The 25,072-nt window shown below is 41.6% G+C and carries 23 protein-coding genes and 1 pseudogene; 5 read left to right on the forward strand and 19 right to left on the reverse strand.

Features of this window, described 5'->3' with window-relative positions; translation table 11 throughout:
• Positions 1 to 5: 5 nt before the first annotated feature.
• The 5 genes from OMHG_RS02995 to OMHG_RS03015 form a co-directional block, all read right to left on the reverse strand.
• Entirely contained in the window at positions 6 to 701 is a 696-nt protein-coding gene (locus OMHG_RS02995; protein WP_010648189.1) for a response regulator transcription factor, read from the reverse strand.
• A gap of 134 nt (positions 702 to 835) precedes the next feature.
• Entirely contained in the window at positions 836 to 1,498 is a 663-nt protein-coding gene (locus OMHG_RS03000) for a response regulator (RefSeq protein ID WP_010648191.1), read from the reverse strand.
• 125 nt (positions 1,499 to 1,623) lie between these two features.
• Positions 1,624 to 2,388: a tyrosine-protein phosphatase gene (locus OMHG_RS03005; RefSeq protein WP_010648193.1), complete on the reverse strand. Its 765-nt coding sequence runs from the start codon at positions 2,386 to 2,388 to the stop codon at positions 1,624 to 1,626.
• 228 nt (positions 2,389 to 2,616) lie between these two features.
• Positions 2,617 to 3,315: a CpsD/CapB family tyrosine-protein kinase gene (locus OMHG_RS03010; protein WP_010648194.1), complete on the reverse strand. Its 699-nt coding sequence runs from the start codon at positions 3,313 to 3,315 to the stop codon at positions 2,617 to 2,619.
• Positions 3,290 to 4,051 carry a YveK family protein gene (locus tag OMHG_RS03015; protein WP_010648195.1) on the reverse strand — a complete coding sequence of 254 codons (762 nt, stop codon included), beginning with the start codon at positions 4,049 to 4,051 and terminating at the stop codon, positions 3,290 to 3,292. The genes OMHG_RS03010 and OMHG_RS03015 overlap by 26 nt, the downstream gene beginning before the upstream one ends.
• Before the next feature lie 398 nt (positions 4,052 to 4,449).
• Between OMHG_RS03015 and OMHG_RS03020 the strand changes: the two genes are divergently transcribed.
• Both OMHG_RS03020 and OMHG_RS19415 read left to right on the forward strand, forming a co-directional pair.
• Positions 4,450 to 5,496, forward strand: coding sequence for a C40 family peptidase (locus OMHG_RS03020; protein ID WP_010648196.1), 1,047 nt, complete (start codon positions 4,450 to 4,452; stop codon positions 5,494 to 5,496).
• Between the two features lie 685 nt (positions 5,497 to 6,181).
• Positions 6,182 to 6,313: pseudogene (locus tag OMHG_RS19415) on the forward strand (nuclease-related domain-containing protein); the annotation flags it as partial.
• Between the two features lie 44 nt (positions 6,314 to 6,357).
• Here the strand turns inward: OMHG_RS19415 and OMHG_RS18925 are convergent.
• From OMHG_RS18925 to OMHG_RS03060, 9 genes are all read right to left on the reverse strand, one after another.
• Positions 6,358 to 6,564 (reverse strand): hypothetical protein, encoded by a 207-nt coding sequence (locus OMHG_RS18925; protein ID WP_237566126.1) that lies wholly within the window; start codon positions 6,562 to 6,564, stop codon positions 6,358 to 6,360.
• A 752-nt stretch (positions 6,565 to 7,316) separates the two neighbouring features.
• Positions 7,317 to 8,429 (reverse strand): galactitol-1-phosphate 5-dehydrogenase, encoded by a 1,113-nt coding sequence (locus OMHG_RS03030; protein ID WP_010648201.1) that lies wholly within the window; start codon positions 8,427 to 8,429, stop codon positions 7,317 to 7,319.
• A gap of 89 nt (positions 8,430 to 8,518) precedes the next feature.
• Positions 8,519 to 8,674, reverse strand: coding sequence for a hypothetical protein (locus OMHG_RS18715; protein WP_010648203.1), 156 nt, complete (start codon positions 8,672 to 8,674; stop codon positions 8,519 to 8,521).
• Between the two features lie 95 nt (positions 8,675 to 8,769).
• On the reverse strand, positions 8,770 to 9,441 hold the full coding sequence (deoC, locus tag OMHG_RS03035; RefSeq protein ID WP_010648205.1) for a deoxyribose-phosphate aldolase: 672 nt from the start codon (positions 9,439 to 9,441) through the stop codon (positions 8,770 to 8,772).
• A gap of 19 nt (positions 9,442 to 9,460) precedes the next feature.
• Positions 9,461 to 10,492, reverse strand: coding sequence for a zinc-binding dehydrogenase (locus OMHG_RS03040; protein WP_010648207.1), 1,032 nt, complete (start codon positions 10,490 to 10,492; stop codon positions 9,461 to 9,463).
• A gap of 62 nt (positions 10,493 to 10,554) precedes the next feature.
• Positions 10,555 to 11,814, reverse strand: a complete 1,260-nt coding sequence (locus OMHG_RS03045; protein ID WP_010648209.1) for a galactitol-specific PTS transporter subunit IIC — start codon at positions 11,812 to 11,814, stop codon at positions 10,555 to 10,557.
• Between the two features lie 72 nt (positions 11,815 to 11,886).
• On the reverse strand, positions 11,887 to 12,168 hold the full coding sequence (locus OMHG_RS03050) for a PTS sugar transporter subunit IIB (RefSeq protein WP_010648211.1): 282 nt from the start codon (positions 12,166 to 12,168) through the stop codon (positions 11,887 to 11,889).
• Positions 12,168 to 12,656: a PTS sugar transporter subunit IIA gene (locus OMHG_RS03055; RefSeq protein WP_010648213.1), complete on the reverse strand. Its 489-nt coding sequence runs from the start codon at positions 12,654 to 12,656 to the stop codon at positions 12,168 to 12,170. The genes OMHG_RS03050 and OMHG_RS03055 overlap by 1 nt, the downstream gene beginning before the upstream one ends.
• Positions 12,657 to 12,694: 38 nt before the next feature.
• Positions 12,695 to 14,749 (reverse strand): BglG family transcription antiterminator, encoded by a 2,055-nt coding sequence (locus OMHG_RS03060; protein ID WP_315969463.1) that lies wholly within the window; start codon positions 14,747 to 14,749, stop codon positions 12,695 to 12,697.
• 233 nt (positions 14,750 to 14,982) lie between these two features.
• Here OMHG_RS03060 and tkt point away from each other — a divergent pair, with 233 nt between their 5' ends.
• Positions 14,983 to 16,986, forward strand: a complete 2,004-nt coding sequence (gene tkt / locus OMHG_RS03065; RefSeq protein ID WP_010648217.1) for a transketolase — start codon at positions 14,983 to 14,985, stop codon at positions 16,984 to 16,986.
• A gap of 92 nt (positions 16,987 to 17,078) precedes the next feature.
• Positions 17,079 to 17,756 carry a ribose-5-phosphate isomerase RpiA gene (gene rpiA, locus OMHG_RS03070; RefSeq protein WP_010648218.1) on the forward strand — a complete coding sequence of 226 codons (678 nt, stop codon included), beginning with the start codon at positions 17,079 to 17,081 and terminating at the stop codon, positions 17,754 to 17,756.
• A gap of 317 nt (positions 17,757 to 18,073) precedes the next feature.
• Here rpiA and OMHG_RS03075 read toward each other — a convergent pair whose 3' ends face one another.
• From OMHG_RS03075 to OMHG_RS03100, 5 genes are all read right to left on the reverse strand, one after another.
• Complete coding sequence (locus OMHG_RS03075) at positions 18,074 to 19,003, reverse strand: DMT family transporter (RefSeq protein WP_010648220.1); 930 nt, start codon at positions 19,001 to 19,003, stop codon at positions 18,074 to 18,076.
• Positions 19,004 to 19,458: 455 nt separating this feature from the next.
• Entirely contained in the window at positions 19,459 to 20,619 is a 1,161-nt protein-coding gene (locus OMHG_RS03085) for a mannitol-1-phosphate 5-dehydrogenase (protein ID WP_010648223.1), read from the reverse strand.
• On the reverse strand, positions 20,620 to 21,057 hold the full coding sequence (locus OMHG_RS03090; RefSeq protein WP_010648225.1) for a PTS mannitol transporter subunit IIA: 438 nt from the start codon (positions 21,055 to 21,057) through the stop codon (positions 20,620 to 20,622). It lies immediately after the preceding gene.
• Positions 21,058 to 21,070: 13 nt separating this feature from the next.
• Entirely contained in the window at positions 21,071 to 23,182 is a 2,112-nt protein-coding gene (locus OMHG_RS03095) for a BglG family transcription antiterminator (RefSeq protein ID WP_237566128.1), read from the reverse strand.
• Between the two features lie 13 nt (positions 23,183 to 23,195).
• Positions 23,196 to 24,638 (reverse strand): PTS mannitol transporter subunit IIBC, encoded by a 1,443-nt coding sequence (locus OMHG_RS03100; protein ID WP_010648230.1) that lies wholly within the window; start codon positions 24,636 to 24,638, stop codon positions 23,196 to 23,198.
• A gap of 220 nt (positions 24,639 to 24,858) precedes the next feature.
• Here OMHG_RS03100 and OMHG_RS18930 point away from each other — a divergent pair.
• A partial coding sequence (locus OMHG_RS18930) for a hypothetical protein (RefSeq protein WP_222704850.1) occupies positions 24,859 to 25,072 on the forward strand: 214 nt, incomplete at its 3' end.

Genomic DNA, 25,072 nt, shown 5'->3' on the forward strand with positions numbered 1-25,072 from the left:
CATTTTCATTTTACAATAGCTGACCTCTTGGTAACATTTTTCGACATAATCCTATTAAGATATTCTATCACATTTTTTCTGCCTTTTACGTTTATTTTTCGATAAATATTACTGATATGCACTTTAACGGTACCCTCTGTAATTAACAGATACTCAGCTATTTCCCTATTTTTTAAATTCCGCCTTAAGTAATAGGCTACCTCTGCTTCCTTCACAGATAAATAAAGTTCATTTTCGTAGAGCCTTTTATTAAAGAGATCATAATTATCTTGTCTCAGTTCATCTAATCGATCAACTAACCGCCCCATAAAACTGAATGGCACATTAAAATAAGCATTCTGCGTGACAGATAGTATGGAATCTACTATCTTTTCAGTAAGATTAGAATACTCATCTATTATACTGTCACATCCCGACTCGATTAACTGGAAATAATAGGTAGGATCCGAGTTGTTTACTAAGGTGATAATCTTCACCTTTGGCAGATTCCTTTTAAGTTGTTTCAACAATTCAGCAGATTCACGTCTTGCTATCAATTGTGTGTCTACTATGATTACATCGGGGTCCAGCTCTGCAGCAATTGAAACGGTGTCATTGCCACAGTGAACACTCCCCTTTAACTCTATCGCTTTATGCTTATTTATAACTTGTATAAAATTATCGTAGAGAGGATTCTTGTTTATGGTTAAAATCGTAATCATTAAACTTAACCGCCTATTTGTTCTTTTGAAAATCTTCTTAGCTAGTAAAAAAGCAACATTTACATAGTACTATATAGGCGGTCATTTTATTAGTGACTTTCGAAAAATAAAAGTCATAATTAAACATCTTTATCCTATTGCTCTGGTATAATCTTCTGGAAAAATTTTACCGCTCGAACTCTATTGTGGATATTTAGCTTATTATAGATCTCACTGATGTAATTTTTCACCGTACCTTCTCCAAGATATAATTTACTTGCAATCTGGTTATTTGTATAGTTTTCCATTAATAAGTAGGCAATATCAATCTCGCGTTTCGTAAAATTGTAACCAAGCTTCTCTAATCCCATCGCAAATAACTGTTTTTTATTCAAGGTAATTTCCCGTATACGTTTCGCCAAAATTCGTGCTACCTCACCAGAAACCACTGTTTGCCCTTGATATGCCATACGAATGCATTCAATTAGTCTATCAGCATACAAAGCCTTCACCAGAAATCCATCAGCTCCAATATTTATCCCTGATATAACCAAATCATCATCCGCTTTGGTTGTTAGCAAAACCACCTTAACATCGGAATAGTTTTCTTTAATATATCGCGTTGTTTGTATTCCATCCATAAATGGCATATGGATATCCATCACTACAACCTCTGGTCTATCTTTCTCCATATATTCAAGCGCCATTACACCGTTATCAGCTGTTCCGATTACTTCTATATCGTCTATTGGTTCGATAATAGCTTCAATACCATCACGAAATAACTGCTGATCTTCTACTAAGAGAACTTTAATCAACTGAATTGCCCCTTTTACTTGTATTTCACTATTCTCCCTAAATGATTCTATATCTATTTTAAATAAAAGGCTGCACAAAAAGATGTGTATCTTTAAAATTTAGTTTCATATATATTCATTTTCCTTTAAAACAATCCAAGAAACTTTTTCCTTTTCACGGGAACAGGTTCCATACGATTCACATTCATGTTATCAACCAAAAGTTGGCTGTTTTCCATAAACAAATAAAAATAATCACTTCCATATGCATTTTTTACTTCCCGAAAGGCCTCATCCATACAGAAACCTCGTGTAGTGGTATTGTGTGCATCAGATGCGATAAAGTGGGTAAGATTTGCTTCGACTAATTGATTAGTGAACTTTTGGATGTTTTTACCGAATTTGCCTACGAGGCTTGCAGCAGTGATTTGAGTCAGTGCTCCCTTTTTTACAAAGTCATACAGCCTTGATGGATGTTCAATCAGCTCCTGATTTCTCTCCGGATGGACGATGATTGGAGTATAGCCTGCAACCTGAATATCAAAAAGCATTTGACTGGAGTATCTTGGTACGTGGGCTGACGGAAATTCAACAAAAAGATATTTGGTTGAATTCAAGGATAATAATTTTCCATCTTTTATATCTTCTATCATTTCCCCGTTTATACGGGTTTCCTGACCGCTTATTACGGAGAGAGGGATATTCTCCTTCTCAAATAATTCACTTAAGATTTTTACGTTTTTTAAGATGGCGTCTTTCTCATTCTCATACTTTCCATTCTTGTTATGAGGGGTTGCGAAAATTGTTGTAATTCCTTGTGATACTGCTTCCCTAGCCATCGCTAAACTATCTTCTTCATTCTTCGCCCCATCGTCGACCCCTGGTAAAATATGCGAATGTATATCTATCATTTGTATAAACCGCCTCTCGTGGTAAGTTTTCCAAAAATTTCGTTTTTAGGATTATCTATCATTATAATATCAACTTTCCCTCATTACAATTATACATGTAATCTATTTAATATATAGGTAAAAACTCCTATATATTAATAATACCATATTTTAACAAAATTTTACATTTTTATTAGATGATTGAAATAAAAAAACTCTCTGCGATTTATCACAGAGAGTCCATACTATTTAATTTGTTCCATAATAGTAATAATTGGAAGCTTTCTTTTCACGGCCATTTAAAACCGTACCAAGCAATTTTGCTTTAGCTGGTTCCAAAGCTTCTTTAGCCTTTGTCGCTGCTTCAATATTCGTCTGTCCACTTCTCACAACCAATAACGACCCATCTACTATATTAGCCATAATTTGTGCATCCGTTACAGCTAATACCGGTGGTGTATCGAAAATAACTATATCGTATGCATCTGTTGCCTCCCTTAAGAAGGCATCCATTTTCCTTGAGGCCAATAATTCAGAAGGATTTGGAGGGATCGGTCCACAAGAAATAACATCTAGGTTCTCCACATCTGTTCTATTAACGGAATCATTCAGAGTTGTTTCTCCAACCAGAATATTGCTTAACCCTCTCAAATTATCAAGGCGGAATGTATAATGAACAGTTGGTTTCCGGAGATCCGCGTCAATTAAAAGAACTTTCTTACCAGTCTGCGCATAAACCACCGCCAGGTTTGCAATTGTAGTAGATTTACCCTCACCTGGTCCTGATGATGTCACAAGCAGAGATTTAATCGTTTCATCCACAGAAGCATATTGGATATTTGTACGAATTGTTCGGTATTGTTCTGAAATAGGAGATTTAGGATTTAATTTGGTGATGAGATTTCTCATCTTATTGTTTGGTCTAGAATGATTTTTCCTGCGCGCCATCAAAGCCACTCCTTTTTTTTCTATTTGGCTCAAGCATGAACTGATTAGATCGAATATCATCTTCACTAACAAAAGAGATAACTCCCAGCACTGGCAATCCCAGTTTCTTTTCAACATCATCCTCCGTAGTGATAGAGTTATCCAGATATTCAATCAAGAATGCAATTCCTATTCCAACCATTGCTCCTAATACGATTGCAATTGCGATATTTAACAATGGGTTTGGTGCAACCGGTTTAGGATTCGGGCTTAATTGCGCCTCGTTTAGAACACTGACATTATCAACGCTCATAATCTCCGGTATTTCATTTTGAAAGATTCCTACAGTAGCGTTTGCTATTTCCACAGCCATTGCAGGGTCTTCATCTGTTGCAATAACAGTAACTACCTGTGAGCTATCCGCGCTGGAGACTTCAATTTTTTCTCCTAGCACAGAAGAAGAATAAGGTAAGTCTAATTCACTCACAACCTCATCTAGAATGGCAGGACTTTTTATTATAATATTGTAAGTATTTATCATTTGAACGTTTGTTTGTATGTTATTTGTATTGTACTGCGTTGGATCCTGAAGTTCCTGATTAACAATAAACTGTGAACTTGATTGATACGTAGGTGTTAAGACAAAGTAGCTAATAATTGCAGCAACAAGCGCAGCGCCAAACACAAATGTCAATATCATTAAGAAGCGCTTTTTCAAAACCCCGAATATTTCTTTCAGGGAGATAGTTTCTTCCATTTTGGTACCCCCAGGTAATTTTTGTTTGTCTATGTTTGTAGAATTTATGATAAATTTCTCTACTTCTCGACATTACAATATGAAATTATATCATACTAAATTAGTATATAGAATATTTTTTTGAAAACTTTAGGGAGAATTTAAGTTTTATGGGGGTTGTAGGGAGATTTTTTTGTTATATATATTACAATAACATTACAAATGTCCTTTCAATCTATAATTATTTTGCTAAAAAATATATAATATTGTTAGTTTCTGTTAGATATTGGTTATACAGAGATAGATTACCAAGCAGGCAAATTGTTGGACACATATATAGGCGGGCGGTGCAGAACCGTTATCGTTTATAAAGAATGTCTCCAGTAATGGCCGAAGCTGGTTAACAGGGGGAAAATAAATTGGCGAATAAGAAAATATTCATGTCGGTTACTGCAACAGCAGCATTAGCGTCCGTTCTTTTTGGAGCAGAGCAGGCAGATGCAGCGTCACATAAAGTACAGAGCGGAGAGTCACTTTGGTCGATTGCACAGCAATATAGTACAAGTGTTAATTCATTAAAGTCTATCAATAAATTGTCATCAGATATCATCTATCCAAATCAGGTGATTGAAACATCAAGCGCAAAATCAAGTTCATCATCAAACTCTAAACCTACTACATCTACTACTAAATCTACTACGTATACAGTAAAAAGTGGTGACACATTAAGTGGCATCGCCTCGAAACATGGCATTTCCCTATCAAACTTGATGAAATGGAATAACCTGGATACAACTCTTATCTATCCTGGGAATAAACTTGTTGTCAGCAAAAGCAGCACTAATTCTTCTGCTAGCTCATCCAACAGCACATCTAGCAGCAGTGGTAAGGTTGCTTCGTCCAGTGTTTATGTTGTTAAATCTGGTGATACTTTATCAGGAATCGCTTCTCGCAATGGTGTAACAGTAGCCAACCTGAAGAAATGGAACAGTCTTAAATCTGACTTGATTCTGATCGGTCAAAAATTGAACATTGGAGAAAGTTCATCTGATTCAAAGGTAGTCAGCAGCAGTTCCAGCAATACTCCAACAGCTGATGTTGATTATAATGTTAATAAATTAATCAGCACAGCGAAAAGCCTAAACGGTACAAAATATGTATGGGGCGGCGCTACAACAAGCGGCTTCGACTGCAGCGGATTCATCTATTATGTATACAAGCAGGCAGGCATGAACATCAGCCGTACATCAGCTGCAGGATACTTTGATCGTTCATTCTACGTAAACTCTCCGCAAAAAGGAGATCTCGTATTCTTTGAAGGCACTTATAAAACTGGCATTTCCCACATGGGAATCTATATTGGTGATAACCAGTTCATCCATGCTTCATCAAGCGGCGTCCAGATTACGAGCCTAAGCAATTCATACTGGAAGAGCCACTTCGACAGTTATAAGCGTTTTTATTAATCTTTAACTTTTATATACCACTAGCTGATGAGTTTGAAACGTGAATTTTAAAGTTTTTTCAGATTTATGTTGATTGAATAAGAGAACGGCTTTTGGTTTGTGATAAAAATTCGGTAAAGGAAGAACTCCAGCTGGTCTGGAGTTCTTTTTTGATAGGATGGTTTTATTATAAGGTATTCTAATTATTTGAAGTTTCAACAAGTGAAAGCCTGAATTGAATTGCAGCAGAAAAAACTAACATTTTTCCAGAAGAATATAGTAAAACAAAATTATTGAGTCATCAAAACCCAAAAAAAATCTATTGAATGTATTTCTGGTGGATTTTCATTTGTGCATTTGTCTTAAAAATTCACTCTGGAAATTTGATAAATCTGGGGTATTCATTATACTGTTATTAAGAAAATTGAAAGGAGTATCGACAATAGTGAAAAACCGTGAGAAACCTCTCGTTTTACGGAAATACGAAGCTATCTTTGCCAGGCTCCCCAAGAACTCCCCTAAGCGACCCGAAATTCAATATGAAATCGCCAAGTATCATAAAGGCTATATTGGAGAGAAGAAAGTAGACTATTATCTCTCACATCTACCACAGAGATATATCCTCCTCCGCGATGTTTAACTGCTCAACAACGGCCAATCCTTCCAGATCGACAATCTCATTATCACACCTCACGCCATCTATATTATTGAAGTCAAAAATTACAATGGCAAGATAATATTTGACACCATTCTCAACCAATTTACACGGGATGACGGCGAGAAAGAAACAGGCTTTAACCACCCCATCACACAGGCTGAATTACAACAGATAAAATTCCAAAACTGGCTTCAGAAATCCGGCTATCCGCCAATCCCGATCCACTATTTCATAGCAATCAGTGAACCAGCCACCAAAATTGAAGTGATCGGTGATAAGGAAGCAATCGCCAGCGTCGTTGCACGTGGTGAACATATTCCAAAGAAGATCATTGACATGGAAAATACTTTATCCCACAATCCAACCATCCAACAACAAAAAATTGGACATGCCATAAGGAGAGTATGCAGATAATTTGATTTTGATGTCATGGCCAAGCACGAATTGACGATTGACAATCTCTTGCCAGGAGTAGAGTGTCCAGGCTGCGGAAAATTAGGTATGGAGCGGACTCACGGATTCTGGTTATGCACACATTGCAACAAAAGCAGCAAAAACGCTCACCAAAAAGCGATATCCGATTACCTATTATGCTCAGGCAACTTCATAACTAATAAAGAATGTGTACGCTTCTTGAAAATCCACTCGAGAAGCCTAGCCACAAGAATCCTGCAAGCCAGTAACCTAACCTTTCAGAAAGAACATAAAAGATGGGTACAAGAGCGGCCGCGGTGACGAACCGCTCTTTGTAGTGGTGGGGCTGGGGAGTTCCTGTCGGGCGAGGGTAGAGGTACTCTTTTAAGGGGATATAGGTGGGTCTGGGGGGGCTGGCTTCCGTCATGATGGGGCGCTGTAATGCTGGTGGCCGTTTGGGCAACTTCGGTGTATTTTCGTGCGACTCCACCCCTTTTTCGCGCGACCCCACCCACTTTTCGCGCAACTACACCCCATTTTCGCGCAACTCCCATCCCTTTTCGCGCGACTCCATCCACTTTTCGCGCGACTCCACCCCTTTTTCGCGCAACTACAATCCATTTTCGCGCGACTCCACCCCTTTCCCGCGCAACTCCACTCCCCTTTCCGCGCGACGAGCCACAGACTGCTCCGCCCTAGCCACAACAAAAAAAGCTACCTAAACCGATAATTCAGTTCAGATAGCTCCTCTTAGCACATAATCTATAACTTATCCCAGTCCAACAGAAGATCCTTTTGCCATTGCGCCTGTTGTTGTGGTTGTTGGCTCTTTGCCGATTTCCGGATAAAACAATACTTTGACTGCGTCTATTTCTCTGTTGATGATTTGCTTGAATGTTTCTGGGCCTTGGCTTAGTTCCAAGGTGTGGGATATCATTGGTTTTACATTAATTTGACCTGTGCTCATGTAGTGTACGGTTGATTCCCATTCTTTTCCTGGAAATGGTGCTGAGAGTGCGTTCCATGATCCATAGATGGATAGTTCGTTGCGGACGATTTTCTCGAAATAGAATCGTTCGATTGTAATGTCTGCATAGGGGATTCCCATAAATACGACTTCTCCGCCTTTTTTGGGCAGGGCGAATACTTGTGCAGATGTAATGGGTGATCCTGCCGATTCGACTGCGAGGTCTACTCCGCGGCCATGGTTGAGTTCCAATAGCTGTTCATGTGGAGGTTTCTCCAATGAATTGATGACTTCGTCTGCTCCGAGTTCCTTTGCCGTTTTTAGCTTGTTATCATCAATGTCGATGGCATATACCTTTTTTGCGCCAAAGATTTTGGCCCATTGGACGGCAAGCAGGCCGATACTGCCGCAGCCTACGATAGCGACTTCGGCACCTGGCTTGATGTTTGTTCGGTAGAAGCCATGTGCTACAACGGAAGAAGGTTCGATTAATGCAGCCGTGTCATAGTCTACATTATCTGGAAGGACTATAATATGTTCAGAAGGTAATTTCACGTATTCAGCATAGGCACCTGGATGGCGGGCGCCGATGACGGTTAGTTTTTCACACTGTGATGGCTCGCCCTTTCTGCAGCTTTCGCATTTACCGCATGCATAGGTCGGACAGGCTGCAACACGGTCGCCAACTTTGATTCCTGTCACACCGGAACCGATTTCTGCTACTTCGCCGGCAAATTCATGGCCAAATGTCATTCCCTCGACATAGGGTCCGAGCTTTTTAAATCTGGAAATATCAGAACCGCATATTCCAACTGCTTTTACTTTGATGATGACGTCGTCTTCTTTTTCGATTACTGGTTCTGGAGTCTCCTCAAATCGGATATCCTGCACTCCATAAAGATTTAGGGCTTTCACTTCTATCATCCCTTCAATTTTCTATTTTAAGAATTGGGTGATTCATTCTTATCTTCTATTAGAAATAAACCGGCAATTTTAATATTTATTTACGAGTTGGGTGATTCATTCTTTCTTTTACTCATGACAACCTTATAGAATGCCAATACCACAATAATTGGGTTGAAAATATATTGGTATTCAAAGTAAAACTCACTTATTCCTCTCATCGGTCCAAGCATAAAATCCAATAATGCATCTACCATTTTCCACCCTCATTTCCATCAATAGCGTTGAACGGTTAGGCAGGTTTACCTAATCCTAATCATCCAACGCCTGACTATGTTTAACCTGATTATGTTTAATAAGAAGAGTTCGAAACCCCGCCGCTGATGATCGCGATTGCACCACTTGCCCCGATGCGGTCTGCTCCCGCTTCAATGATGCGGATAGCATCTTCGTAGGTTTTCACTCCACCGGCAGCTTTGACGCCGATTTTGTCTCCGGCAATAGAACGGAGTAATTGAACATCCTCAATCGTTGCACCGCCACCGTTAAATCCTGTTGCAGTCTTTACGAAATCTGCTCCAGCATCTATAATGCATTCGGTAACCTTGATTTTCTCCTCATCGGTAAGTAATGCCGTTTCGATAATCACCTTTGTTGTCAATCCTTGCGCGGCTTTGACAACTTCGGCAATATCTTGTGTTACAACATCATATTCCTTTGATTTGACAGCACCGAGGTTGACGAGCATATCAATCTCTTCTGCCCCATTTCTGATTGCTTCTTTTGTTTCTTCTACCTTTACATGTGTCGTTGCCCCGCCTAGCGAAAATCCGATTGGCACACCAACCTTGATGCCATGCGGTGATAAAAGAGAATGGGCATAGGCAACATAGTATGGGTTTACGAAGACGGTTTTAAATCCGTATTCGATTGTTTCCTCACAAAAGGTCTTTATTTCTGCTTTGCTTGCAGTTGGAGTTAAAAATGTATAATCAATCATTGATATTAGCTTTTGTTTATCCACTTTCTCCACATCCCTTGAATTATTGAACTGGTGTCAGCAGCACTTTGATTGCTTCCCCGCTTTTGATTGCCTGGTATGCTTCATCCCATTTGGTAATATCGAATTCGTGGGTTACTAAGGCCTTGGCATTTACTTTTCCTTCATTCATCAAGGCAAGGGATGGTTCCCAATCAGCAGGTTTTTGACTTCTGCTTCCAACAACTCGGATTTCCTTTTGAATGATTTTCTCAAGATCAAATGGCACTTCAGCGTTTGCGAAGAGGCCAACCTGACCATACTGTCCTTTTTTGCGCAGCAGATCAAGTCCCTGCTTTGCTGCCGGAACAGCACCTGAGCATTCAAATACGACATCTGCCCCATAGCCATCTGTCAGGCTGTTTACGAGTTCCTTGATATCTTCCTCCTGCGTGTTGACGGTATAGTCGATACCAAGTTCCTTTGCTTTGTCCAAACGGATTCTGTCATTTGTCAAACCGGTGATAATGACTGTTGCACCGCGGCTTTTCGCCACTTGTGCGGTTAACAGTCCAATCGGTCCCGGACCAATGACAACAACGATGTCCCCTTCGTTAATCTCCGTTTTGGACACGGCATGGTGTGTACAAGCTAACGGCTCCGTCATGGAGGCTGATTGATAATCAACATTTTCCGGAAGCTTGTGTACGCTTTCTTTTCTTGCGATTAGATACTTGGTGAATCCGCCATCCTGTTGTGTCCCTAACCCTTTACGATGATTGCAAAGGTTATAGTCACCGGATTTGCAGTATTCACATTCACCGCAAATGTAGAATGTTGTTTCTGATGTAACACGATCTCCAATACTAAACTCAGTCACACCTTCACCAAGCTCTACAATTTCACCTGCAAATTCATGCCCTAATGTGACAGGTGCTGCAACCTTATAATGACCTTCATACGTATGAATATCGGAACCGCAGATACCAGCGTATTTCACTTCAATTTTTACTTGATCTTTGCCTGCTTTCGGTTCCTCTCTGTCTTGAACCTCGAGGTTTCCAAAACCAAGTTCTGTTTTCACGAGTGCTTTCATTACTGACTCCTCCAATTTTTAAGGTGTTAGATTTCTGTATCTAGATTGGCAGAGGAAATAGCTTAGTTAAAAATCCCGAATATCTTCCAGAGAATCCAGTTAACAAGGTTACCACCCTGGTCAATACTTGATACCATTGCTGATCCTTCAGGCAAGTTAATCTCTGCTTCTGTGGCCATTTGTGTAAATATCGGTGCAATGTCTGTTGCCATATAAAGTGAGAACGCAATCATAATTGTTCCTACAATCAGTGAATGGATAATGTTCCCTCTAGCTGCACCGACAACAAAGGCGATGACAAATGGAATCGTTGCCAAATCACCGAATGGAAGGACTGCGTTACCTGGTAAGATAACAGCGAGCAATACAGTGATTGGAGTCAGGATCAGTGCAGTTGCAATTACGGATGGATGTCCAAGCAATACTGCTGCATCAAGACCGATGTATATTTCTCTATCTCCGAAATGCTTGTTGAGCCATTCGCGTGCTTTCTCTGAGATTGGCATCAGGCCCTCCATCAGAATCTTAACCATACGCGGCATCAAAACCATTACAGCGGCCATGGAAATACCGATATTGATGACTTCGCCAACACCATATCCGGCAAGGGCACCAATTGCCGCTCCCAAGATAAGTCCGATTACCATGGAGTCTCCAAAGACACCGAAACGCTTCTGGATCGTATCTGGATCTGCATTCAGATTTTTAAGTCCAGGAATCTTTTGAACTAATTTTACAAGATAGATAAATGGTGCATATGAGATCGTACTACCTGTAGCAACCGATACGCCTGGCAATTCATAGAATTCACTAACCATCGGCTGTGTCCAGTCAGCTACTTTCAGACAGACGATCTGGAATAGCACGGCTGCAATCAGACCTTGAATGATGCTTCCTGAAATGGCATAGACAACGGCTGCCATAAATGTATAGTGCCAGTAGTTCCAAATATCAACGTTCATGGTCTTCGTTGTTTTCGTGACAAGCATGATTACGTTTACAACTAATCCCAGCGGAATGATAAACGCAGCAACAACTGATGCCCAAGCAATGGAAGATGTTGCCGGCCAGCCTACATCAATAACATTTAGCTCAACACCTAGTCGATCAACCATGCCCTGTGCTGCTGGACCTAAGTTAAGCGTTAACAAATCAATAACTAGGAAAATACCAACAAATGCTACCCCAATAGTCAAACCGGAACGGAATGCTTTACCAGGCTTTTGACCAAACAGCAATCCCAGCAGGAAGATGGCTACCGGTAATATAACGGTTGCACCTAAATCAAGGAAATCTTGAATAAAATTAACAAATGCTTGCATGTTTTTTGCCCCCTAACATAATATGGCTAATCTCGATTTCAGCTTTTTCAGAGAAACCGAGATTCCATTATTCTATTTTTTTAGCGCTTCCAAAATTTGTTTCCTTGTATCTTCCACACCAATTCCAGTAAGGAAAGAACGTGCATTGATTACCGGGAATGGATATTCTTTTTTCGTCATTGCTGTTGTTACCAATAGATCGGCTGTGTCCTCATAAGAACCAACTTCAGCAATCTTAATTTGTTTCAAGTCAATTTTAAGGTTGTTTTCTTTTGCCATTTCTTCGATAGCACTGTTAACAACTGTAGATGTAGCAATACCTGCTCCACATGCCACTAATACTTGCTTCGCCATTATCTTTCACCTCCTTCAAGTGCAACAAAATCCAATTTTTCTTCCATCAGATTTTTTATTGCTGTTTTATCTGTTTGACTTGCCAATTCTTTCAATACTTCTTCATTCTGGAAAACCTGCATCAAACGCTGCAGCAAGGAAAGCTGTGAATGCGGTTCATCCATTGCCAGCATAAAGACAATCTGAACTGGCGTAGTCTCGCTGTCATCACCCATAATGACAAAATCAACTGGGTCCTTCAGCACAGCAATACTGATCGTCTTCTGGTTGACATGCTCTACATCTGTATGTGGGATGGCTACAGAGACACCTGCTGTTGGCAGTCCTGTTGCAAATTCACCTTCCCTGTTGATGATGGCCTGGATAAAGCTTGGTTTTACAAGTCCCTTATCAACCAGATTGCTGCTGACCGTCTCCAGTACTTCTTCCTTGGTAGTGCCTTCCAAATTTAGCAGAATGACAGATTCATCAAAAAACAATTCACTCATTTTACTCCACTCCTTCTATTTCTCTTCGTTGTATTTAGTCAATCGGCAGAATATAATTTGATAATTTCATAGATTTCTTCCACTGAATTGGCGTTGATCATTCGATTGCGATCTTTCTCGGAGCTCGCAAGTCTCATCAATTGCATCAATGCATGAATATGCTGCTGCTTATCCACCGCAGCGATGACTACAATCAATTTGATGCTAAATTCATTCGAATACCTTACGCCCTCTTTCACCCGCAGTAAGCTCATGCCAACCTCATTCACACCATCCTCCGGTGCAGCGTGCGGAATCGCAATATTCGGACCGATTACAATGTAAGAATCCTGTTCACTGTATTGAATCATCCGATTGACATATTCCTCTTCAATTGAACCGCTTTCAATTAATGGATGGGCACCCTTTTGAATGGCATCCTCCCAGTAACTTACCGAGTCTTCCAGAGTGATGTTCTGCGGAGTGATCAATTGATCCAGATTTAATTCCTGTTTATCAACATTCTTTTTGACTACTGCAGCATCCTCGTCACGGTTGATATAATTCTCCAGACTGTCGATCAAATCCTTTTCGCTGTCAATCGTCGCATGCTGTTTGATGATTTCCATCAGATAATTCACATCAATATCATTAGGAATATAGCCATGGACCTCAAGCATAACCTGTTTCCTTAAGCGGTATTTCTCTTCCTGGCCGAGAAACACTTTGGTCACAAACAGCTTTTTCGTCGTTTCAAGGTGTACTGGTGAGAATACGACATCATAATGCAATGGATAGTCGAGGAACTCTCTTATCGACAGGGAATCCAGAAAGACAAACTCGGGAAATAATTCGCTTATTTCATTGAACATGAGTCTGGAAACAGAAACCCCCTGCGGACAGACAACGATTGCTTTAATTTTCTTATCGATACTCTCACCCTGTCTGGACATCCAGCCTCCAATCAGCATCGTAATATAGGTTGATTCACTGTCTGGAATGTCACTGCCAATCAAGTCTGCGAGTGGCCGGATCGAGCGTTTGACAAGATGATGTATTTCTTTGAACTCTTTGCTTAAAGAACCTTGAAAATGAACCGTATCGGTAAGCTGGTATTTAATCCGGTAATAGGCAGGCTGGATATGCTGCAATAATTTATCGCGAAGTATATCCCTGTCCTGCAGATAGATACAGGCATTTTTTTCAAAATAACGAAGCATCGTATCAATTGCCGGAATCAGGTTCGGTATTGCCTCTTCATTCAAAATTTCAGATGAGTGGACATTCGTTGTCAAAAGATGCAGCGTAATGAACAATCGTTCTTCAACCGGAAGATTTTCAAAGTCATATAAAAGTTCTTCGGTTGCCTGATATTCCTTCGTATTTGATAATTCCTCATATTCGATGGAAAAGGCATTGATATGATGGCCTTTTTCAATTCTTCTAAGGACCAAAATAAGGATATACGGCATTGTCAGTAGTTTTTCATCGGTAAATTTCAAATTCAGCGTATTCTCTATTCTCTCGATACGATGATTAAATTCATTTAATTGCACTTCATTGATTGTCGTTAATTCTTTTAATCTCGTTTCTCCATTACTCATTTGCAGTATCTGATAGGTTACATTGATGAGCAGTTTGCGAATCTGAAATTCTTTTCCTTCTATTAAATAACCATTCTTTCTTGAATATCGGATCGTCAGCTCGTATTCATCCAGGCGCCTTTGCACTTCTTTCAGGTCACTGAGAATCGTATTTTTACTAACATTCAATTCCAGTGTGAAATGGTTTAAGGAAAGTTCCTCTTCTGAGCTTACAAGCATCATCATAATCAGATAGACACGCTGATCTTCTGTGAGGATATTGGTTTTCGCTAACGTATTCTCATTATTGCTGCTGAATTTGGAAAAGACAGCCTGATCAATCACAAAATGACCATTTCTTGTTCTCTCTATTGCAGGAAGGTTATTGCTTACAAGCCAGTCATTAATCTTCTGGATGCTATAGCCAAGCTGCCTGCGAGTCAGGTCATATTTCTTCTCTAAATCCATACTTATAATACTAGGATAGCTGATTAATTCCTTCAGGATGTTTTTGTTTCGATCGCTGAGCACCAACTTGTAACCTCCTTTGATTAAATCTTAACACTATTTTAACAGAAAATGAATACGTTTTCATCACAATTTGTAGAACATTTAATGTACAATATTGTGACTTACATAGAAAAACCAAGTTTATACATAGATAATTCACAATTAATGTACAAAAACTAGTTGTTATTGTAAGCGTTTCATTATAGAATGAACATGTGAAAAATATAACAATTTTCTTAAAAGGAGATATTACGATGGCAAATCTAGTTGAATTACAATCCGTAAACACTATCCGCACACTATCTATTGATGCAATTGAAAAAGCCAATTCCGGTCATCCAGGACTTCCAATGGGTGCCGCACCGATGGCCTATACGCTATGGACAGATTTTATGAATCATAACCCAAAGAATTCTAAATGGTTTAACCGTGATCGATTCGTCCTTTCGGCAGGACATGGTTCCATGCTTTTGTATAGCTTGCTTCATTTATCCGGATATGACGTAACAATAGAAGATTTGAAAGCGTTTCGCCAATGGAACTCAAGAACTCCAGGTCACCCGGAAGTCCATCATACCGATGGCGTTGAAGCAACTACCGGCCCCCTTGGACAAGGTATTGCCATGTCAGTAGGTATGGCAATGGCTGAAGCACATCTTGCAGCAAAATATAATAAAGAAAACCATGCCATTGTCGATCACTACACGTACGCTCTTGTCAGTGATGGCGATTTAATGGAAGGAATCTCTCATGAAGCTGCTTCTCTTGCCGGGCATCTCGGGCTTGGCAAACTGATTGCACTCTATGATTCAAATGATATTTCACTCGATGGAGAATTGAATCTATCTTTCTCCGAAAATACCGAACAGCGTTTCCAGGCCTATGGCTGGCAAGTTATTACCGTAGAAGACGGGAACGATCTGGAAGCAATCCGGAATGCCATAAAGGAAGCACAGGAAAATACCGCACAGCCTACATTAATTGAGATTAAAACAATTATCGGATACGGTTCACCGAACAAATCTGCTTCAAGCTCTTCTCACGGTGCACCACTTGGTGTCGATGAAGTTGTCCTGACAAAGGAATTTTACAAATGGACACACGAAGATTTCCATGTACCGGAAGAAGTCTATCATGATTTCAATGACAAAATCGGCAAAAATGGCGAAGTGAAAGAAAGCGAATGGAATCAATTGCTAGCTTCCTATAAGGAAAACTATCCAGAACTGGCTCAAGAACTGGAGCTTGCCATCACTGGTGAACTTCCTGTTGATTGGGAAAATGAGCTTCCGCAATTTACGGCCGGACAAGATACCCTTGCAACTCGGGCATCCTCTGGTAAGGTGCTGAATGCAATTGCAAAAGCTGTACCGAACTTCTTTGGCGGCAGTGCCGACCTTGCCGGATCCAATAAAACAATGATCAGCAATGCAGGCGACTTTTCACGCAAGGACTATGCCGGAAGAAATATCTGGTTCGGTGTACGTGAACATGCAATGGGGGCAGCACTGAATGGGATGGCATTACATGGCGGGTTAAAGGTATTCGCCGGCACATTCTTTGTATTCAGTGATTACTTACGACCTTCGATTCGTTTGGCATCGATTATGAAGGCACCTGTAACCTATGTATTTACCCATGACTCTATCGCAGTCGGTGAAGATGGGCCGACACATGAGCCGGTTGAACAATTGGCTGCATTGCGTGCCATTCCTGACCTATCACTGATTCGTCCTGCCGATGCCAACGAAACAAAAGCAGCCTGGAGACTTGCAGTTGAATCAACGAATCAGCCAACAGCCCTTGTATTGACCAGGCAAAACCTCCCAACACTTGAAGGCACAGATGAAGCTGCCTATGAAGGGGTTAAAAAAGGTGCCTATATTGTCAGTGAATCGGAAAAGGAAACACCTGATGCACTAGTATTGGCAACCGGATCAGAGGTCCAATTGGCTGTTGCTGCACAAAAGACATTACGCGAAAAAGGCATTGATGTACGCGTAGTAAGCATGCCATCATGGGATCGTTTCAACGAACAGGACCAAGCCTATAAAGATGTTGTACTATCACCACAGATCAAAGCCCGTGTTGCGATTGAAATGGGAACTTCATTCGGATGGGAACGCTATGTCGGAGATCACGGAAAGATACTGGGAATCGACCGATTCGGCGCATCCGCACCAGGAGAAAAGGTTATGGAAGAGTACGGATTTACTGTTGAAAATGTCGTGAAGTATGTAGAATCTGTGATTAAATAATCAGCCAAGGCAACAAATCCGGAGTGCGAAAGCTGATCCGCATTCCGGATATTTGATGCAGCATTTTAAATTCTATGGAACAGAGGTGCCTAATGAATACAATAGATGAATCCAAAAAATTAGTCGGAGAGGCAGCCGTTGAATATGTAACAGATGGTATGAAAATCGGGATTGGCTCAGGTTCGACCGTATACTGGATGGTTAAAAAACTTGGTGAAAGGGTCCAGCAAGGTCTCCAAGTCGTTGGAGTCCCTACATCTAACACGACCGCACAGTGGGCCGAGCAATTCGGTGTCCCGCTAACTGATTTTGCCACCGTACAAGAACTTGATTTGGCCATCGATGGTGCAGATGAGGTAGACGAGGGACTGAATCTAATTAAGGGCGGTGGCGGAGCATTGCTTCGGGAAAAGATTGTTGCCGCATCCGCCAAAAAATTCATCATCATAGCCGACCACTCAAAAATGGTTTCCCAATTGGGCCGCTTTCCGTTGGCTGTCGAGGTAACGCCATTTGGCTGGGAAGTGACTGCCAAGAAAATCGCTGCCCATGGCTGCACTCCTGTTTTAAGGAAAGAAAAGAACGAAGTCTTCATTACAGATAATGACAATTATATTTTGGATTGCAATTTTGAACAAATTCCGGATCCAAAGAAACTGCATTCCGATCTAATTTCACTAGTCGGTGTAGTGGAGACTGGCCTATTTACAGACATGGCAACTAAGGTACTTGTTGGACATGAAGGCAAAGTGGAAATCGTAGAGAAATAGAATATTGAAAGACCTGCATCCCTTGAAGCTGGGGTGCAGGTCTTATTTTATGTGTTGGGGCGGATGTAGGGACTCCCTTGCCTAAGTATATTTTGGACAGCATGGCTGGCGTTGGGTAGCGTTTCTAGCTGAAGCATGTTTTTGGACAGCATGGCTAGCGTGGGTTAGCGTTTCTAGCTGAAGCATGTTTTTGGATAGCTTGGCTGGCGTTGGCTAGCGTTTCTAGCTGAAGCATGCTTGCGGGCAGCATGGCTAGCGTATTGAATTAAAATGTTCTGTCGCTATGCATATGTGAAGCCTTGCTCTGGTTTGGCGGTTTAAAGCTTTTTCTTACTGCTCCCCTTATAATTGACAGCAATAATCCCAATCGCAACCAGCGCAATGGAACCGACAATAAAGAGATTCAATTCCTCACCGGGAATGAACATCGCTGATAATACTGTTCCCGAAACCGGCACAATGAACTTATACATGCTGATTTCACCGGCCTTATTGTATTTTAAAATGGAATACCAAAGGCCAAAAGCCAATGCTGAAAGCACGGCTGAATAAATCAATAGCCCTGTTCCAAGCGGATTGAAAATGATGGCGTCCGCCTCTATTTGCGGCAGGCCAACTGCAAGTAAAACCGCAGCACCTATTGTCAGCTGCCAGCCTGTCAGGGCAAATGGATGGATTCCAGTTGCAAGCTCTTTAGCCATAATCGTGCCAATTGCCCCCGTCAATGCCGCTAATATCATATATCCCTCACCAGTCAATTGAAAGCTCAGCTCGAATTCCTGCCCCCAGTTCGCGACAATAATTCCAGCAAATCCAGTAATGAGACCAATTGTCTTATTCCAATTCATCCGATCATTATTATAAAAGAAATGAGCTAGTAACACTGTAAAGAAGGTTGCACTGGAAGAGAGGATGGATCCTTGCATCCCCGAAACCTTTGCCAGTCCATTATAAAAGAAAAAATATTGCAGCGAAGTCTGAACAATACCTAATATGATCAATGTTCTGATTTGACGCCTTGTAACAAGAATATTCCTGGGATTTGTCAGCAACACCCCAACAAGTACGATCAGTCCAGCCAATAAAAAGCGAATACCGGCAAAGACAATTTTAGCAATCGTATCATCCGGCGCCATCTGCAGCTCCTCATAACTGATTTTAAGTACCGGAAACGCACTCCCCCATAAAACGGAGCAAAAAATTGCTATACCAATAACGGACCATTTATTTTGAAATATATTATTCATCGATGTCATCTCCTATGTAATGCAAACAGTAATATCGTATTAGATGGCGAATGATTAAGCAACTAATGCGACTTGAAACGACTCTGGCCTTGGTTCGCGCGACTCCGGCCCTTTTTCGCGCGACTACTTACTCTTTTCGCGCGACTCCTCTCCCTTTCCGCGCGACTCCTCTCCCTTTTCGCGCGACTCCTCTCCCTTTTCGCGCGACTCCCCTTTTCGCGCGACTCCTCTCCTTTTTCGCGCAACTCTGGCCATGGTTCGCGCGACTCCTTCCCTTTTTCGCGCAACTCCGCCCCTTTTTCGCGCGACTCCGCCCCTTTTTCGCGCGACTCCTGCCTCTTTTCGCGCGACTCTGCCCCTTTTCCGCACGACTACCGTCACCGCACCGCGCCACATCCATCAAACAAAAAAACAAGCCAATGCTCCTCGCATTGGCTTGCCTTCCCAAACTGTAATTATCCTTTTAAGGTTTTAATCTGTTCTAGTTCTTTCATTACCGTAGTAATCAGTGGATGATCTGCTTTTAGTTCAGATACTTCCTGCAATGTTTTTTCGTATCCTTTTTCGGATATGATTTGTTGCAGTTTTGCTGCTTCTTCGTCCTGGTCATTTTTGTATTCCAGTACGGCTGCGATGGTTTTGGCTAGGTAGCTTGGCTCGTTGCTTGTTACATCAATATACATGCTTGCTGGGCGGACGAGTCTGTCGCGGGCTCCTAGTTTGCGGATAGGGCCGCGGGCAACGCGGGTGACTTCGTCTGAGATGTATGGGTTCTTAAAGCGCTTGATGATTTTGTTGATGTATTCTTGATGTGCTTCCCGTTCAAAGTCATATGTCTGGATGAGTGCCTCGCCGGATTCGGTTAAGGCTCCTTTGATGATTTCCTGCACATTTTCATCGTTCATTGCTCCATTGATTGTTTCATAGCCCATGTATCTTCCCAGGTATGCTGGTACAGCATGCCCGGTGTTTACGGTAAACAGTTTGCGCTCGATATATGGTGTCAGATCGCTAACATAAGTGACACCGTCGATTTGTGGCTTGTCGCCTTTAATTGCTGTTTCTTCGACAACCCATTCGTAATACGGTTCAACCGATACTAAGAGCGGATCCTCGTTTACTTGATTCGGCACGATTCGGTCTACTGCTGCATTTGGGAAGCCGTAAAGCTGATCGAATACAGTTTTTTCTTCTTCTGTAATATGCTCATAAATCTTTTCTTTAAGCAGTGCGCTGCCTCCGACCATGTTTTCGCATGCAATCAGATTCAGTTGTTTCTTGTTTGTTTTAGCGCGTTCGCTTAATCCTTCTGCAATCAATTTGGAGATGATGGCAAGGATATTCGGTCCTACTGCCGTTGTGATAATATCAGCATTGGCAATTGCTTGGATAACATCTTCAGGATTTGTCATGCTGTTAATGCCGGAAACATCCTTAACAGTTAATGTTTCGCTATTTTCAGCGGCCAATACGACATTATACTGCTGTTTGCTGTTGATTTCATCGATTATTTTGCCATTAACATCCACAAATGTTGTATGATAATTTGCCTGGTAGAGCAGGGCGCCGATGAATCCCCGGCCGATATTCCCTGCACCAAAATGTACTGCTTGCATTTAGTTCACCTCATTGAAAAGGTTTAGGATTTCGTCTTTTGATCCAGCGTTAACGATTTTTTCAACATTTTCCTGTTCTGAACAGATGATTGCGATTTGAGATAGGATTTCCAAATGCTCATCACCTTTACCAGCGATGCCGATTAGTACTTTAACGATATTTCCACCGCCAAAATCTACGCCATCAGGAACGGTAACGACAGCTAATCCTGTTTCCAATACATTTTTCTTTGCGTCCTCAGTACCATGTGGAATGGCGAGGTTGTTACCCATATATGTTGATGTCAGTTCTTCTCTTTCTAACATTTTTTCAATATAAGTTTCTTCTACATAGCCGTTTTCAAAAAGGATTTTCCCAGTATAGCGGATTGCTTCCTCTTTGGAATTCAGTTTTACCTGCAGTTGAATATTGTCTTTGCTTAAGATCTCTTTTGTCATCGATTATGCACTCCTAGACTAGATTTTTTTCTTTTAGAAATTGATGAAACTGTTTGGAAAGGAATTTTTTAATGTCTGTTTCGCTTCCTGACTCAAACAGATCAATGCTTTCTTGCCCCTGTATAATTACTCCGCTCAAGTAGCTTAAAACATCCAATACTTCCGGAAGGGCTACTTCAGGGGCAAGCATTAGCAGAATTCTTCTGATGGACATATCCTCGCCGTCCATCCCTTTGACGACAACAGGCTGCTTCAGTGAGTAGATGGTGAAACTCGGACTTTGTATACCAGCCGAACGTGTATGGTACAAAGCGAGATTTGTATTTGGTATGCCAAGTCCACCTGTTGTTTCTCTTGATAGCAGTTTGTTTAAAACATTTTCACTGTTTGTTATTATTTTCCTTTGTTCCAATTCCATGCAGATGGATTCAAGCAAAGTCTGGATAGAGCGCTGGTTGGACTCTTCCATTTGATTTACCTGAAAGACTTTCAATAGATCCAGTACTGCCTTCGAATAGTTCTGCATCGATTCCAGCTGGATTAGGAAATCCTTGTCCTCGCTAACTTCCGTGTGTGCCACTGAGGCTTTCGGTGCGGAGGTGAGTCTCTTTTTCCTGATTTCCTTCTGAATACGTTTTATCTCCGTTTCCGTCAACATAGGCGACGTCAGGATATATTCTCTGTCCAGTCCTTCTAACGGAATCGTTGAAACAATCAGTTCATAACGATCCAGTGCCGAATCCTTCAAATCAAAGAACGATTTATTCTCAACCTGCTTGATTTCGGGAAATTTTTGCATGAGTTTAGTGGCAAGTATTTTAGAAGTACCAATTCCACTTGAACAGATTACCAAAACATTTATATCCGAGCTTTTTTCGGATTGCAGCATTGTCGCTGCAAAATGCAGGACGAGATAGCCAATTTCATCATCCGGAAAACGGATATCAGGAAAGATATCGATAGCACCTCTCTCGAGAATTTGAAAAAACTCATGATAATCCCGTTTGATTTCCTTGATCATCGGATTGGAAATATTCATTCTCTGCTTCAGCCTATAGACCGCCGGCTTCAAATGCGCGGTTAAATCATTCAGTAATTTATTATTTTGGGTCAGATTTGTATTCATCTCATCGCTCACATAACGAATCAATTTTTTTGCTTTAAAAGCAATATCAATACTGGAATCCTCAATCAGATAATCCTGATTCGTACGCAGCTTAGCTCCCATCAGGTGCATCGTTATATAGCCAATCTCATCGTCCGGGATTTCCATTGCAAAGGATGCCTCCAGCTCCCTGATAATTGTTTTAGCAATCTCGTATTCCCTTGTCCCTTCAATCTGTCTTAAATAGGCCTGATCAAATTGAATCGTGTCACCCTTTTGCAGGCGCTCAATCGCTAAAGCGAGATGGACTACCAATCCAATATAGCCGCTATCCGCCAGTTCATATGGCAATTTATCCCTTGCATCTTCCACTCTTTGTTCAATAATGCTCAATTTCTCAGGATTCACGAGGCCGAGCAGCCTGGTGGAAATGGTATCAGCCTGCCTGTCCGACTTATGCTGAATGCTTTCCTTTAAACGGGCAACAAACTCGAAAGGGTCGATATTCCGAGTGATTAGATTGCTGAGTGCGGCACGTTTATGTGCCTCGTCCCCTTCAATTTCAACCCCATAACCCTTCTTCCGAATCAACTTAAGGTCAAAGGCTGTTAACTCCTCTTCCAGCTGATCCAGGTCATGACTGATAGCGGCGATAGTTACATTCAATTCATTTGCCAGGGTAAACATTTTCACCGGTTCATTCATCTCAAGCAAGGTGGAAATAAGGATTGCCTTTCTTTCCTCTGGTGTAAGATCTGCCGTCGTGATTGTCGTGATCGCTGATTGAAGCTTTTGCTTATCTTGTTCCTCACCCTGTATGCTTATTCCAATGCCAGCCTGCTTAAAAAGATTTAAGCGAAAATCAGATGCGATTTTCGCTAAGTCTTTGATATCACGGTGAATGGTCCGTACACTAACGCCAAGCTCTGCTGCTATCTCCTTGACCGTTACGGCACCTTGAGCCTGCAGCAATAGATTTAAAATTGTCCTTTGCCTGCCGGATACATACAAACCATTCACCCCTTGCTATCATTTATTTTTTTAGACGTTCCACTAGCTCATCATATTTAGGACTGTTCAAGAAATTGTCTACTGAAATATGTTCTGCATTCGGAACCTTGGCTTTAGCACGATCCGTTAATTCTTTTTGGGTAATAACGATATCGACATCGCCTGGAAGATCATTGATCGCTTTGTTCGTTACATCGATATTGATCTCACTCTTCTTGAATTTATTCTTCAGTAAGGATGCACCCATCGCACTGGATCCCATACCAGCATCACAGGCAAATATGATCTTATCAACCTTTTCAGCCTTATGATCTTCAGCAACCTCTGCCGCTGGTCTGTTTGCTTCCACTTGATCCTGGTTCAGAACACCGGAAACGGTACTCTTCTTACCTTTCATTTCTTCCATTTTACCAGCTGCAGCAGATAAATCCTCATCTTCTGCTTTGCTTGTTTTCAAGATTACTGCTGCTATCGCAAAGGAAACCGCTGCAGCAACAAGTACACCTAGAATGACTCCAAAGTGATTTCCGCCCTGCGGTACCATTGCCAGTACTGCAAAAATACTACCTGGTGAAGCTGCTGCAACTAAGCCTGATCCAAAGAGCTGGAATGTGAATACTCCACTCACTCCACCACCAATTACTGCAAGTAGCAACATTGGCTTCATTAATACATACGGGAAGTAAATTTCGTGAATACCACCAAGGAACTGGATAATCGCTGCACCTGGAGCAGAGGCTTTTGATGCACCTTTTCCAAATATGGCAAATGCCAGAAGGATACCTAATCCTGGGCCAGGGTTTGCTTCTAATAGGAAGAGGATAGATTTCCCTGCCTCAGCTGCCTGGTCTACACCAATCGGGCTCAAAATCCCGTGGTTAATTGCATTGTTTAGGAATAAAATCTTCGCCGGCTCAATGATAATATTGGCCAGTGGTAATAGTCCAGCATTTATAATTGCTTCTACCCCTGATGCAAGGAGATTATTCAAGCCCTCAACAACCGGTCCAATTCCTTTAACTGCAGCTATTGCTAGAATAGCCCCGAGGATACCAGATGAGAAGTTATTATAAAGCATTTCAAAGCCTTGACGAATTTTCGCTTGGAATAACCCGTCGAATTTTTTCATTAAGTAACCTGCAAGTGGACCCATAATCATGGCTCCGAGGAACATCGGAATATCTGCTCCGACAATTACCCCCATGGTTGCAATCGCACCTACGACACCACCACGTAAATCATAGACCATTCGGCCACCTGTAAAACCAATCAATAACGGTAACAGGTATTTGATCATTGGATCTACCAATATTGCTAAATCTGCATTTGGCAACCAGCCGTCCGGAATGAATAATGCCGTAATGATACCCCATGCGATAAACGCACCGATATTAGGCATGACCATGCCGCTCAGATAGCTGCCGAAACGTTGAATCTTGGCGCGCGCGCCTTTATTTTCAGCCATTTAAAGCTCTCCCTTCAAATAAAAAGATAATTCCTTATACCTACATTGTAATGCGCTTTCATTACTATTTTCAACACAATCTAAATGCAACTTTGGCAAAACAGTTGTTGCCAAATTTAAAAAAGATAAGAGACATAATACCTACTGTCACACACGAAGACTCTGAGGAGCGGTGCCGTATGGAAGTGTGCTAGCTGGAAGACTGGCGGGGGGTTCGGGCTTGAGTGGCGCGGACGCGGTGTGGAGAGTTCGTGCGGTGCTGGCCTGGTTTCGCGCGGTCCTGTCTCGGTTCGCGCAGTTCTGGCATGGTTTCGCGCGGTTCCAGCCTCGGTTCGCGCAGTTCTGGCATGGTTTCGCGCGGTCCCGCCTCATTTTCGCGCAGTTCTGGCCTGGTTTCGCGCGGTTCCAGCCTCGGTTCGCGCAGTTCTGGCATG

This window comes from Oceanobacillus massiliensis str. N'diop, from assembly GCF_000285495.1.
Classification (GTDB): Bacteria; Bacillota; Bacilli; order Bacillales; family Amphibacillaceae; genus Oceanobacillus; species Oceanobacillus massiliensis.